The 13,363-nt window shown below is 63.5% G+C and carries 10 protein-coding genes and 1 tRNA gene; 6 read left to right on the top strand and 5 right to left on the bottom strand.

All coding sequences use genetic code 11. From position 1 onward, the window contains the following. Window positions 1-2: 2 nt before the first annotated feature. Complete coding sequence (locus AC1DYW_RS03940; RefSeq protein ID WP_477225573.1) at window positions 3-815, bottom strand: ABC transporter ATP-binding protein; 813 nt, start codon at window positions 813-815, stop codon at window positions 3-5. Window positions 816-1,035: 220 nt separating this feature from the next. Between AC1DYW_RS03940 and AC1DYW_RS03945 the strand changes: the two genes are divergently transcribed. From AC1DYW_RS03945 to AC1DYW_RS03955, 3 genes are all read left to right on the top strand, one after another. Continuing rightward, a complete protein-coding gene (locus AC1DYW_RS03945) occupies window positions 1,036-1,884 on the top strand; it encodes a dimethylarginine dimethylaminohydrolase family protein (protein WP_477225574.1) in 849 nt (282 codons plus the stop codon). Continuing rightward, entirely contained in the window at window positions 1,881-3,494 is a 1,614-nt protein-coding gene (locus AC1DYW_RS03950; protein WP_477225171.1) for a 5-guanidino-2-oxopentanoate decarboxylase, read from the top strand. The genes AC1DYW_RS03945 and AC1DYW_RS03950 overlap by 4 nt, the downstream gene beginning before the upstream one ends. A gap of 191 nt (window positions 3,495-3,685) precedes the next feature. Next, window positions 3,686-4,393, top strand: a complete 708-nt coding sequence (locus AC1DYW_RS03955) for an SDR family NAD(P)-dependent oxidoreductase (protein WP_095082930.1) — start codon at window positions 3,686-3,688, stop codon at window positions 4,391-4,393. Here AC1DYW_RS03955 and AC1DYW_RS03960 read toward each other — a convergent pair. The 4 genes from AC1DYW_RS03960 to aroA form a co-directional block, all read right to left on the bottom strand. Beyond that, window positions 4,378-6,144, bottom strand: coding sequence for a hypothetical protein (locus AC1DYW_RS03960; protein ID WP_477225172.1), 1,767 nt, complete (start codon window positions 6,142-6,144; stop codon window positions 4,378-4,380). The genes AC1DYW_RS03955 and AC1DYW_RS03960 overlap by 16 nt on opposite strands. Before the next feature lie 229 nt (window positions 6,145-6,373). Next, on the bottom strand, window positions 6,374-8,071 hold the full coding sequence (rpsA, locus tag AC1DYW_RS03965; protein ID WP_013528183.1) for a 30S ribosomal protein S1: 1,698 nt from the start codon (window positions 8,069-8,071) through the stop codon (window positions 6,374-6,376). Window positions 8,072-8,280: 209 nt separating this feature from the next. Beyond that, window positions 8,281-8,931 (bottom strand): (d)CMP kinase, encoded by a 651-nt coding sequence (gene cmk, locus AC1DYW_RS03970; RefSeq protein ID WP_457150110.1) that lies wholly within the window; start codon window positions 8,929-8,931, stop codon window positions 8,281-8,283. Window positions 8,932-9,053: 122 nt separating this feature from the next. Continuing rightward, window positions 9,054-10,412 carry a 3-phosphoshikimate 1-carboxyvinyltransferase gene (gene aroA / locus AC1DYW_RS03975; protein WP_477225173.1) on the bottom strand — a complete coding sequence of 453 codons (1,359 nt, stop codon included), beginning with the start codon at window positions 10,410-10,412 and terminating at the stop codon, window positions 9,054-9,056. Window positions 10,413-10,631: 219 nt separating this feature from the next. On the opposite strand from aroA, the gene AC1DYW_RS03980 reads away from it, so the two are divergent. From AC1DYW_RS03980 to AC1DYW_RS03990, 3 genes are all read left to right on the top strand, one after another. Further along, window positions 10,632-11,021: a TIGR02300 family protein gene (locus AC1DYW_RS03980; protein ID WP_457150112.1), complete on the top strand. Its 390-nt coding sequence runs from the start codon at window positions 10,632-10,634 to the stop codon at window positions 11,019-11,021. Window positions 11,022-11,193: 172 nt separating this feature from the next. Beyond that, window positions 11,194-11,269, top strand: a tRNA-Ala gene (locus AC1DYW_RS03985). A 346-nt stretch (window positions 11,270-11,615) separates the two neighbouring features. Beyond that, a complete protein-coding gene (locus AC1DYW_RS03990) occupies window positions 11,616-13,361 on the top strand; it encodes an adenylate/guanylate cyclase domain-containing protein (RefSeq protein WP_477225174.1) in 1,746 nt (581 codons plus the stop codon). Window positions 13,362-13,363 lie beyond the last annotated feature (2 nt).

The following is a 13,363-nucleotide window of genomic DNA, read 5'->3' on the forward strand; positions in this document are numbered from 1 at the left end:
TCCTAGCCGATGTTGCGGATGAACTGTTTGAGCCTTTCGGATCTGGGCGCGCCGAAGATCTGCTCCGGCGGTCCTTCTTCCTCGACCAATCCATTGTAGAGATAGACGACATGCGTCGCGACCTCGCGGGCGAACTTCATCTCGTGGGTGACCAGCACCATGGTGCGGCCTTCGCGCGCCAGGTCGCCGATCACCTTCAGCACTTCGCCGACCAGTTCGGGATCGAGCGCCGAAGTCGGCTCGTCGAACAGCATGACGCGCGGATTGATGGCCAGCGCCCGGGCGATCGCGGCGCGCTGCTGCTGGCCGCCCGACAGATAGGCCGGATAGACGTCGCGCTTTTCGGCCAGGCCGACGCGCGCGAGCAGCTTCTCGGCCTCGCGGATCGCCACATCGCGCTGGATGCCAAGCACGTGCACGGGAACCTCGATGACGTTCTCGATCAGCGTCATGTGGCTCCACAGGTTGAAGTTCTGGAACACCATGCCGAGCTTGGAGCGGATGCGCTCGATCTGCTTGCGGTCGGCCGGAACCGTGTGGCCGTGGCTGTCGGCCCTCAGCTTGATCTCCTCGCCATTGACGCGGATGATGCCGCTGGTCGGGTTCTCCAGGCAGTTGATGCAGCGCAGTAATGTCGATTTGCCCGAACCCGAGCCGCCGATGATGGCGATGACCTCGCCGTCGCGCGCCGACAGCGAGACGCCTTTCAGCACATGCAGCTCACCGAACCGCTTGTGCAGGTTCTCGACATGGATGGCTTCGGCGGCGCCGTCCTGCGCCGTGTGTTTCAGTACGGGGACGGCGCTTTGCGCCATCATCCCTTCGACGCTCCGCGGAGTGGTCGAGCCCGTCGCTGCTGGATTCTTTTACCCATTACCCGTCACTGGACAGAGTTCCCGTTCTCAAGATGGACCGTTCCGCTTGCCTCCGTCAACCATGGTTTTTGGACTATTGATCACAGCTTGCCGTAGTGGTTAGTGGCGGCAACGGACGTGTCGGGAGAATTGAGTGGGCAAATCATACGGGTCGCAGTCCATGGCCGGACCGCTGAAACGCGTGCTTATGCGGTCCGCCGCCAGCGCCATGCGTGATGCCAGGGCGCAGGAGTGGCACTACGGCCCGGGCTTCGAGCCGGGAAAGGCGGCTGCCCAGCATGAGCGATTGACGCAGCTGGTTTCTGCCTCCGGCGCCGAGGTCGAATGGCTGACGGATGCCAACGACGGGCTGGCCGATTCGGTCTTCACCCATGATCCTTCGCTGATGACCGATCACGGCGCGATCATTCTTGCCATGGGCAAGGCGCTGCGCCGGACCGAGCCCGGCCTGCACGAAGCAGCCTACGAGCGACTTGGCATTCCCATCCTCGGCCGCATCGATGATCCGGGCCAGGTGGAAGGCGGGGACTGTGTCTGGGTGGATGCGAACACGCTGGCGGTCGGCCGTGGCGTGCGCACCAACCAGGATGGTATCCAGCAGCTCGCCAACCTGCTTTCGCCTAGGGGGATTTCGGTTTTTGGCTTCGATCTGCCGCTCTGGCACGGCGAGGAGGCCTGCCTGCACCTGATGTCGGTGATCAGTCCGCTTGCCGATGATCTGGCGCTGGTCTACGCGCCTCTGCTGCCGGCCGCCTTCTACCAGATGCTGAAGGGGCGCGGCATCACGCTGGTCGAGGGCGATGCAGATGAGTTCCATGCTTCCAACGGGCTCAGTCTCAATGTGCTGCCGACGGCGCCACGCCAGGTGATCGCCGTCGCCGGCTTCCCCAGGACGGCGGCTGCCATGCAGGCGGCCGGCTGCACGGTTTCCACCTTCGAGGCGGATGCGCTGTGCATCGCTTGCGAGGGTGGCCCGACCTGCCTGACGCGACCGGTACTGCGCCAATGACCACCATCGGGACCACCATTGGGAACACCATAGGGACGACTGTCGGCGAGGCGCTCATTTCGCTGCTCGAAGCCCATGGCGTCGACACGGTCTTCGGCATTCCCGGCGTGCACACGGTCGAACTTTACCGGGGGCTGGCGCGCTCGAATATCCGCCACGTCACGCCGCGCCACGAGCAGGGTGCCGGCTTCATGGCCGACGGCTATGCACGCGCCAGCGGCAGGCCGGGCGTCGCCTTCGTCATCACCGGACCGGGGCTCACCAACACCATCACCGCCATGGGGCAGGCGCGTGCCGATTCGGTGCCGATGCTGGTGATCTCAGGCGTCAACGCGACGCCGACGCTCGGCAAGGGCCTGGGTCATCTGCATGAACTGCCCGACCAGCGCGGCATGATGGAGAAGGTGGCGCTCTCTTCGCAGCGGGTCACCGACGCTAGTGAATTGCCTGGCGCGCTGGCGCAGGCCTTCGCGCTGTTTTCATCGGCCCGGCCCGGTCCGGTGCACATCGAAATCCCGACCGACGTCATGGTCAAGCCGGCGGATGGCATCACCGCCATGCTGAGCAATGCAGCACCGCCTGCGCCCTCCGGCGCGGCAATTGCCAGCGCGGCCAAACTCATCGCCGCGGCGCGCGCTCCGTTGATCCTGGCCGGCGGCGGCGCCAAACGCGCCGAAGCGCCATTGCGGCGTCTGGCCGAACAGCTTGGGGCGCCGGTCGTCGAGACAGCCAATGCGCGCGGCCTCCTGCATGCCCATCCGCTTTGCGTGCCGGCCAGTCCAAGCCTCAAGGCAGTGCGGGCGCTGATGGCGCAAGCGGATCTGGTCATTGCCGCCGGCACCGAGTTCGGCCCCACCGACTATGACGGCTACAGCGATGGCGGGTTCGTCCTGCCCGCCAATCTGATCCGCATCGATATCGGCGCGGACCAATTGGCCCGCCGCCCGGCGACGGTTTCGATTCAGGCCGATTGCGCCGAGGCGCTCGAAGCGCTGCTCCTGGAAATCAGCCATGTCCCGGCAAGCGAGGGCGGACCATCACGCGCCGCCGCAGCACGAGAGGCGGCTTTTGCCGAGATCAGTCCGACGATGCAGTCACAGGTGCGCGCCGTGGAAGTGATCCGCGACGCACTACCGGGCGCGCTCATCGTCGGCGATTCGACGCAGCCGATCTATGCCGCCAATCTCTACTACGACCATGATCGCCCCGGCGGCTGGTTCAACGCCGCCACCGGCTTCGGCGCGCTCGGCTACGGCCCGCCGGCGGCGATCGGAGCCGCCCTTGCCGTGCCCGATGCGCCGGTCGTTTGCCTCACGGGGGATGGCGGCTTCCAGTTTACGCTACCGGAACTGGGCGCCGCACTTGATGCCCAGGCAGCGGTCATCTTCGTCGTCTGGAACAATCGCGGCTACCGCGAGATCGAAACCTCGATGCTCGATGTCGGCGTCGAGCCTGTCGGCGTGTCGCCGGCGCCGCCGGATTTCTGCAAGCTGGCCGAAGCCTATGGCCTTGGCGCCGAACGGCTTGCCGATATCGACGCCTTGGCGGACGCGTTGAAACGCGCCCGGGCAACCGGACTGCCGCGCGTCATCGAAATCACTGTCGACTGAAGAGTGGCGGCGCAACGTGCTTCATGTGCCTCAGCCGGCATGGACCCGGCTGGCCGACAGGCTGATGCATGCAAAGACGCAACAACTGCCATGTCGAGATATCAGTTGAGTGATGGTGCGAAAGGCGCGACGCTCTGCGTCGGGCGGCGTAACAAGCGACACAATCAAAAAAATAACAGGAGCGGTCCAGGATGACGGAAACACTTGAAGGCAGGCACATTGTCGTGACCGGAGGCACCGGGGCGCTCGGTGGTGCGGTCGTCGGCAAACTGCTGAGTGAGGGCGCGATCTGCCATGTGCCCAATGCCCATGCCGCGGCGCCCGGGCATTTCCCCTTTGCCGAGCACGACCGCGTCAAGCTGGTGCACAATGTCGATCTCTCGGACTCCGCCAAGGTCGAGGCGTTCTACAGCCAGGTTCCAGGTCTGTGGGGCTCGATCCATCTGGCCGGCGGCTTCACCGCGGCACCGGTGGAAAAGATCGAGTCGGCATCCTTTGCCGAGATGATGGACACCAACGCACGCACCGCCTTCCTGTGCTGCCGTGCGGCAGTGCGCTCGATGCTGGCGTCGGACATCGCGGGCCGCATCGTCAATGTCACAGCGCGCGCCGGGCTCGACCCGCGGCGCGGCAGCGGCATGGTTGCCTACGCCGCCAGCAAGGCCGCGGTAGCGGCGATGACTGTGGCGATGGCCGAGGAGTTGAAAGGCAAGGGCATCCTGGTCAATGCCGTGGCGCCATCGACGCTCGATACGCCGGCAAACCGCGCCGATATGCCGGATGCCGACGTCACCAGATGGGTCAGTCTCGAAGCGGCCGCCGAAGCCATTGCCTATCTCGCCTCGCCAGCCAATCAGGCGATGAGCGGAACGCTGGTGCCGCTCTACGGCAGGGCCTGAGCAGAAGCCGTCGAAACAGGGCAGGTGGCCTCCGATCCGTCGGCGTTGCGGTAGCGGTAGAGCCGCAGCGGCGAGGAAGCATCCGTCGGACACTCCTTGAGCCATGATGGCGGGTGGCCCTCCATCAGCGCTGCCGCGAATGGATAGATGGTTTCGAGATCTGGCGACGGTGGGCCTCTCCACCCGCAAAGGGCGACATGCGTCGCCTTGGACGCATCGAGAAACGAGCGCGGGTCGGCGGTCGAGGGATCAAGGAAGCGATAGCTCCGTTCGATCCCTTGAGCCGACGGGTGATTGGGGATTGTCACCACCTTGGGACCTTCGGCAAGAGCAAGAAAATGCGCTCCGATCAACGGTGGCGTCAGAACGACGGCGCCTGCCGGCCAACCCTGTCGCGGCTCAATGTGCCTGAGATCGCAGCTGTCGGCGAACTCGCCGGCTGGAATGGCTGCCTGCGATGGTCTTGCCGACAGCTGGTACAGCGCCATCGCCGCGGACAGAACCAGACCGGGCAGGATCAACGCGTATCTTCGCGATGCCACCGGCACGCGTGACTTCAAATAGCGCCCCAGTCCCGCATCCGGTGGCAGGAAACTCGCCAGCACGAAGGTCAGACCGATGCCGGAAAAGACCGGAAGATAGCGAAAGTAGCGGAAGTAGCCGATCGCCAGCGCCAGCGAGAGCAGCGAGAACAGCGCCAGGATGACAAGCGGCCGGCTTCGGCTCCGCGGATTGGGGCAGATGACTGCCGGGGCGAGCGCGCCGACGAACAGCAACGCCATGCTGGGAAAGCTGTCCGACAAAACGAAATCAGGGCGCCGGAACAGGCTCAGTTCCTGAGGGATCCTGTTGAGCATGTTGTCGCGTACATAGGCGTCGAGCGAAGCATAAGGGCCGGCCAGGCATTGCGGGAACAACACCACCAGCGCCGCCGCGCTGGCGGCCGCGAACACCAGCAAGATTGCCGTCCGCGTCGCCCATCCGCCGCGCCGGCCGACAAGCAAAGGCACCACGGCAAATGAAAGCCCGGCCGCGACGAGTGCCGTCACATGCGGTGTCGAATAGGTGTCGCATCTGACGTCGGAATAGGCTGAAGGCGGCACGATCGTGGCGAACAGCCCGAGCCCGCCCAGGGCCAATGCCAGCCCGAAGCCAGCGATCCTGTCGGCACCCCGTTCGCGGCCGAAGATCCAGTCAAAGGCATAGACCGCCATCACCAGCGCATAGAACGGTGCGAACTCGGCGCTGATCGCAAGCGCCAAGGCCGCCAGTAGCCCGTTGATGAAGGCAGCGAAGCGGTTCTGCGACAACATCAAGACCAGGGCCGCGAGCAGAAGCAGTATTTGCAGATTGTGGTAGTCGATCCGTCCCGGGGCATATTCGAAAAAGCTGCGCGCGGCAAAGATCAGAGCCAGCGGCAATGCAACGGCCGGGTTGGCAAAGCCCACTGCGATCACCAGCCGATTGTAGAAATAGAGCGCCGGCGCAAGCAGCAGCAGCGGCACGGCAAAGCTTGCCATCGTCAGCGCCGGCTCGAAGCCGGCAAACGGCATCAGCAGACGCGCGAAGGCGGCATAGGGCAGGTCCACTATCCATGGCCAATGCGAGACATAAGGCTCTGGCTGGGCAACACCGGGCAGCATCCGGTCGAAGATGTTGCCCGTTTCAAGCAAGGTGCGGACTTCATGCAGTTTGACCAGGTCGTCCACGTCGCCGTTGAGCTGGAAGCCCAGGGACCAGAGGACGGCCATCAAGATCGCCATTCCGCAAAAGCAGAACAAGGCCGGTGACCCGATGTAGAGACGCGGCAACCACGAAGAGCCCGTAGCGGGACAATCGTCGTCATTGCGCATGGAAAGCCTCTCCTCGGACCACTGGCAAATACCCGAGGAAGTTTATCTTACCGTAAAGAAAAACCCCGCCGGATCGCTCCGGCGGGGCTTGAACTGACCACCGCGCAGGGCGGCGGGGGCAGATGACTTAGCTGCCCTGCTTCTTCAGCGCGGCACCCAGGATGTCGCCCAGCGAAGCGCCGGAGTCGGTCGAGCCGTACTGGGCGACCGCTTCCTTCTCTTCGGCGATTTCCAACGCCTTGATCGAGACCTGCAGCTTGCGTGTCTTCTTGTCGAAGGCGATGACGCGCGCGTCGACCTTCTGGCCGACGGTGAAGCGCTCGGGGCGCTGCTCGTCGCGGTCACGGCTCAGATCGGAGCGCTTGATGAAGGTCTCGATGCCGCTGTCGACCAGCCGCACTTCCAGACCGCCATCCTTGACGCCGATGACTTCGCAGGTGACGACCGCGTTCTTGCGCAGTTCGCCGCTCGTCGCTGCTTCGCCGACCGTATCCTTGGCCAGCTGCTTGATGCCGAGCGAGATGCGCTCCTTGTCGATGTCGACGTCGAGCACCTGCGCCTTGACCATGTCGCCGCGATTGTACTCTTCGATGACCTGCTCGCCCGGACGGGTCCAGTCGAGATCGGAGAGATGGACCATACCGTCCACATCGCCTTCGAGGCCGATGAACAGGCCGAACTCGGTCTTGTTCTTGACCTCGCCCTCGACCTGGCTGCCGACCGGATGGCTGCTGGCGAAAGCCTGCCACGGATTCTCGAGCGTCTGCTTGAGGCCGAGCGAGATACGGCGCTTGGCCGGATCGACTTCGAGCACCACCACGTCGACTTCCTGGGTCGTCGACAGGATCTTGCCGGGATGCACGTTCTTCTTCGTCCACGACATTTCCGAAACGTGGATGAGGCCTTCGATGCCCGGCTCCAGCTCGACGAACGCGCCGTAGTCGGTGATGTTGGTGACGGTACCCTTGATCTTCTTGCCGATCGGGAACTTGGTGCCGATCTCGGACCACGGATCGCTCTCGAGCTGCTTCATGCCGAGCGAGATGCGGTGGGTTTCCTGGTTGATGCGGATGATCTGCACCTTGACCGTCTGACCGATATTGAGGATTTCGGTCGGATGGTTGACGCGGCGCCATGCCATGTCGGTGACATGCAGCAGGCCATCGATGCCGCCGAGGTCGACGAACGCACCGTAGTCGGTGATGTTCTTGACGACGCCTTCGACAACCTGGCCTTCTTCGAGGTTCTGCACGATTTCCGAACGCTGTTCGGCGCGGCTCTCCTCGAGCACGGTGCGGCGCGACACCACGATGTTGCCGCGGCGGCGATCCATCTTGAGGATCTCGAAGGGCTGCGGGTTGTGCATCAACGGCGAGACGTCGCGGATCGGGCGGATATCGACCTGGCTGCGCGGCAGGAAGGCCACGGCGCCGTCGAGGTCGACGGTGAAGCCGCCCTTGACCTGGTTGAAGATGACGCCTTCGACGCGCTCACCCTTGGTGAACTTCTCTTCGAGACGGACCCAGCTCTCTTCGCGGCGGGCCTTCTCACGGCTGAGCATCGCTTCGCCAAGCGCGTTCTCGATGCGCTCGACATAGACTTCGACGGTGTCACCGACCTTGAGGGTGGTGTCCTTGCCCTTGACGCCGAATTCCTTCAGCGGCACGCGGCCTTCGACCTTGAGGCCGACGTCGATGATGGCCATGTCCTTTTCGATGGCCGTGATCGTGCCCTTGACGACCTGGCCTTCGCCGGAATGACCCGTTGTGAATGATTCTTCGAGCAGGCTCGCGAAATCGTCGCGAGTGGGATTTGCAGCTGACATTGTTTCTCCTGGAGTGCCCCGCTTCTGTCGCGGGACGGGCGCCGTGGGTTAGCGTTGCGTTGGCCTGCCGGCGTTCCGGGCTACAAAAAGCCCTGGGCCGCTCTTTAAGCGGCAATTCCGGCGCATGAAGAATGCTGGCAGGCTGGTTCGTGCCCGATATGGGTATTTTCTTCGCCTCCGGCAACGGAAACACGAGGGAAAAACCCGGCTCAGGCCTTGTCTCTCTTGGCCAGCACGTCGTCGATGATCGCCATGGCCGCAAGAAACGCGGCTTCTATAGCCATTTCGCTGGTATCAAGCAAGTGCGCGTCTGCCGCCGGCTTCAAGGGCGAGTCGGCGCGGCCCATGTCTCGCTCATCACGGCGCACGATATCGGCGAGGATCTCGGTGAAATCGGCGGTGCCGCCGATGCTCTCGATCTCGGCCAGTCGCCGCCGCGCCCGCACCTCGGCGCTCGCCGTCACATAGAGTTTTATATCGGCATCGGGGCAGACGACGGTGCCGATGTCGCGGCCGTCGAGGACGGCGCCCGGCGGTGTCGTGGCGAATGCGCGCTGCTTTTCCACCAGGATGCGCCGCACGGTCGGGAACACCGCGACCTTCGAGGCCGCCTCGCCGACCGCATGCGCCGACAGCACCGACCGGTCGAGCTTCGCCAGATTGACCTGGCGTGCAGCGGTTTCGGCCGCCGAGACATTGTCGAGCGGCAGCGCGTGCTGGATCAGCGCGTAGGCCACCGCGCGATAGGTAAGGCCAGTGTCGAGCAGGTTCAGACGGTAATGGTCGGCAAGTCGCCGAGCCAGCGTGCCTTTTCCGGCGCCGGCCGGGCCGTCGATGGCGATGGTGAAGACGTGTGTCATTGGTGGGCTACCGTGACTGAGATCGAAGAGCGCAGCGGTCCAGACAAGCGTTGCATTCCTTCGCGCTGTCCCTCCGACCTTCCCGTTCGGTCCCAATCTCCCAGGGTTGCTGCCATCAACCGTTACCCAATCTCCGCGCCCAGCCCCTTCATCAGCCCCATGAATTCCGGAAAACTGGTTGCGATCATCGCCTGGTCGTCGATGGTGACGGGCTTTTCCGTCGCCAGCCCCATGACCAGAAAGCTCATGGCGATGCGGTGGTCGAGATGGGTCTGCACCGTCGTGTCCTGGCCGTTGGGATGGCGGCCAAGTCCCTTGCCGCCCGGTTTGCCGCGCACGGCGAGGGAAGCCTCGCCCTCGGTGCAGTCGACGCCGTTGATCTTCAGCCCGTTGGCGACGGCCGACAGCCGGTCGGATTCCTTCACCCGCAGCTCTTCCAGCCCCTGCATCAGCGTTTCGCCCTCGGCGAAGCTGGCGGCAACCGCAAGCACGGGATATTCGTCGATCATCGACGGCGCCCGCTCGGGCGGCACGGTGACGCCTTTCAGTTCGGAATAACGCACGCGCAGGTCGGCGACATCCTCGCCGCCGGCATTGCGCGGATTGAGGATCTCGATCTTGCCGCCCATTTCCTGCAGCGTCAAAAGCAGGCCGGTGCGGGTCGGGTTCATCAGCACATTCTCGATCGTGATGTCGGAGTCCGGTACGATCAGTGCCGCCACCAGCGGGAAGCCGGCCGAGGACGGGTCGCCCGGCACCGCGATCGTCTGGCCGGTCAGTCTGCCCTGGCCTTCGATGAAGATGTGGCGCACGCCGCGCTCGTCGGTCTCCACCGACAGATTGGCGCCAAAGCCCTTCAGCATCTTTTCGGTGTGGTCGCGCGTCATGACAGGCTCTATGACGGTGGTGATGCCCGGCGTGTTGAGACCGGCGAGCAGCACCGCCGACTTGACCTGCGCCGAGGCCATCGGCACGCGGTAGGTGATGGGTGCGGCGTGCTTCGGCCCATGCAGCGTGATCGGCATGCGGTCGCCGGGCGTCGCCTTCAGCACCTGAACGCCCATCTGGCGCAAGGGTTCGAGCACGCGGCCCATCGGCCGGCCCGACAGCGAAGCGTCGCCGATGAAGGTCGTTTCCATGTCATAGGTACCGACCAGGCCCATGGTCAGCCGCGAGCCAGTACCGGCATTGCCGAAGTCGAGCGGGCCTTCCGGCTGCAGCAGCGCGCCATTGCCGGTGCCGCGGATCACCCACTCGGCGCCGCGCTTCTCGATATGAGCGCCCATTGCCTTCATGGCCGCACCGGTGCGCATCACGTCCTCGCCTTCGAGTAGGCCGGTGATGCGGGTCTCGCCAGAGGCGAGGCCGCCAAACATGAAGGAGCGGTGCGAGATCGACTTGTCGCCCGGCACGCGCGCCGTGCCGGCAAGGGCTGGTGATTTGCGGGCGGTGGCCGACTTTGGGGCGGCGGCGTGAGACATGGAATTTCCCTGGACGGAATGCCGGCGGGCCGGCGCTTTTCATTTGTTGCGGCGGTCTCGTATCACGGCGGGCCGAAATGGTCATCCCCCATGGTCGTCCCCCATGGTCGTCATCGACGCGAGGCCTTTCATTGCATGGTTTTGTGACGCCGGCTTTTCGCTTTGACAGCGCTGCAAACTGTGGTTAAGGGGACCACTCTTTTATTGACGAGGCTTGCCGTGGCAAAAACCGAACTTGGCATAAAGCGCATCGACCCGGAGACGGGTCGAAAATTCTACGACCTGAACAAGGACCCGATCGTCTCGCCCTACACCGGCAAGACCTATCCGCGTTCCTATTTCGAGGAAGGCAAGATCGCCGCCCTCGAGGAGGAAGAGGAAGTGGCTGAGAAGGAAGTGGACGCCGAGGACGAAGAGGGCGTTGAAGTCGTCTCGCTCGAAGAGGCCGACGAGGACGTCAAGGCTGACGATCTGCCGGATCTCGGCGACGACGAGGACGATGTCGACCTCGGCGACGACGAAGATGACACCTTCCTTGCCGACGAAGAAGAAGAAGACGACGACGTTGCCGACATGATCGGCGTCGGCGACGACGACGACGAGGTCTGATCGGCCTTGAAAGCAGGCGTTTGCCAGCTTTCGTGGCCTGTGAAGAAAAAGCCGCTCCTGAAGGCTTGATATTGACGAAAGGCGGGGTTAGAAGCCGCCTGCACTAACGGCGCGGTCTCCAACCCACGCCGGATCTCTTCGCCGGAAACGGCGCCGGTTGACTGCCGGAAGTGGGGCCATAGCTCAGTTGGGAGAGCGCTTGAATGGCATTCAAGAGGTCGTCGGTTCGATTCCGATTGGCTCCACCAAGTTCCCTCTAGACCATTGATTTTCCTGGAAAGCCTTGATTTCAAGGCTCTATTCTACGCACGTGGTCGAAGCACTTTCCCACCATCTTCGAAGCCGTTCAATCGGCTACTGAATGCGATCGATTTGGGATGAAACCTTGCCCTTTCGAGCAGGCAGACCAATTGAACAGCCGCGAGCGGGTATGGGGAGCGTTCGATTTCCTTCCCGCATGCGCTCATTTCGAGTAATGCTACGACTGGGCGCCTTCCGATCGCGCGGGGACGGTGCTGTTAGGTGGCGGCGTGACCGTGATCGGCTTTGATTGCAGCGTTTGCCATCTAGGATTGCGTGCTTCGAGGCTGGAACATGGAACACAGGCTCGCGGCGGTGCTGGCAGCCGACATGGCTGGATACTCTCGGCTCATGGAAGCCGACGAGAGGGGCACGCTTGCGCGGCTCAAAACGCACCGGATCGAACTCATTGATCCGGCAATCGCCAAGAACCAGGGCCACATCATCAAAACCACCGGTGACGGCATGCTGGTCGAGTTCCAGAGCGTGGCAGATGCCGTGCGCTGCGCGGCGGAGGTGCAGATCCGCATGCGCCGCCGCAACGCCGACGTACCGGAAGCCGGACGCATTCAGTTTCGGATCGGCATCAATCTCGGCGACATCATCTTCGATGAGGGCGACATTTATGGCGACGGCGTGAATGTCGCCGCCCGGCTGGAGCAGATGGCCGAAGTCGGCGGGGTGTGCGTCACCCAGGCCGTGTACGAACAGGTCTTCGATCGGCTCGAAATCAGGTTCGAGGACCTTGGCGAGAAGGCCCTGAAGAACATCTCTCGCCCGATACGGGTCTGGCGCGCGGTGCTGGACGATGCAGCCGATCCGCGAGTGGGGGACAGCTCGGCCCGGCACAGCGTGGTGAAGCCGTCGATCGCGGTCCTGCCTTTCGCCAACATGAGCGGCGAATCCGAACAGGAATTTTTCGTTGATGGTCTGACCGAGGACATCATCACGGAACTTTCGCGACGGCACGAGCTGTTCGTCATCTCGCGCAACTCCACCTTCGTCTACAAAGGGCAGTCGGTTAACCTTCGTGAAATTGCCCGGAAGCTGGGGGCGCAATTCCTGGTGGAGGGCAGCGTCCGCAAATCGGGCGGGCAGCTCAGGGTGACGGCGCAGCTGATCGATACCGCCACCGATACGCACATCTGGGCCGAGCGATACGACCGCAAGCTCGACGATGTCTTCGCCATTCAGGACGAGCTGACCGCAGCGATCGTGGCCACGCTGCCAGGCCGCGTCGAAGCCGCGCAGCAGGATGTCGTGGCGCGCAAAACACCCGCCAACATGGCAGCATACGAATGCGTGCTCGCGGCCAAGGTCCGCCACCATCGCAGCAGTCGAGCCGAGAATGAGGAGGCGCTGAAGCTGGTGACACGAGCGCTGGAACTCGACCCCGAATACGCCCATGCCCATGCCTGGCGGGGCTGCATCCTGGGGCAAGCTTGGGGCTACGGCTGGTGCGCCGATAAGGACGCCGCTTTCGACGAAGTCGTCCGTGAGCTTGAGTTGGCGCAGGCACTGGACAGCAACGATGCGGACGTCCAACGGATATTGGCGGCCATCAGCATCAGCCGCAATGATCTGACGAAGGCTCGGCACCACCAGGAGCGGGCACTCGCCCTCAATCCAAACTACGATCTCGTCGTGGTCCAGCACGGCGAGCTTTTGACTTGGCTCGGTCACCCCAAGGAAGGGGCCGACTGGATCCGCAAGGCGATGCGGTTGAACCCTCACCACCCAGAACGCTTCTGGAGCCATCTTGGGAAAGCTCACTTTACAGCCCACGAATATCCCGAAGCAATCGAGGCCTTCATGCATCTGTCGAAGATGGATGCCAACCAACACGCTTTTGTCGCGGCGGCCTATCACTGGCTGGGCGATCGGACCGCTGCGTCCGCTCACCTCGCTCAAATAGACAAGGTCGATCCGGAATTTACGATTGATGCGTTGGTCTCTACCCTGCACTACGAGAACGAGGCGGATCTTCATCACCTGATTGATGGACTGAAGTCATCCGAAGCGGCGCAGGTGAAAGCGTAGCC

The organism is Mesorhizobium sp. P2_D5 (genome assembly GCF_056404355.1).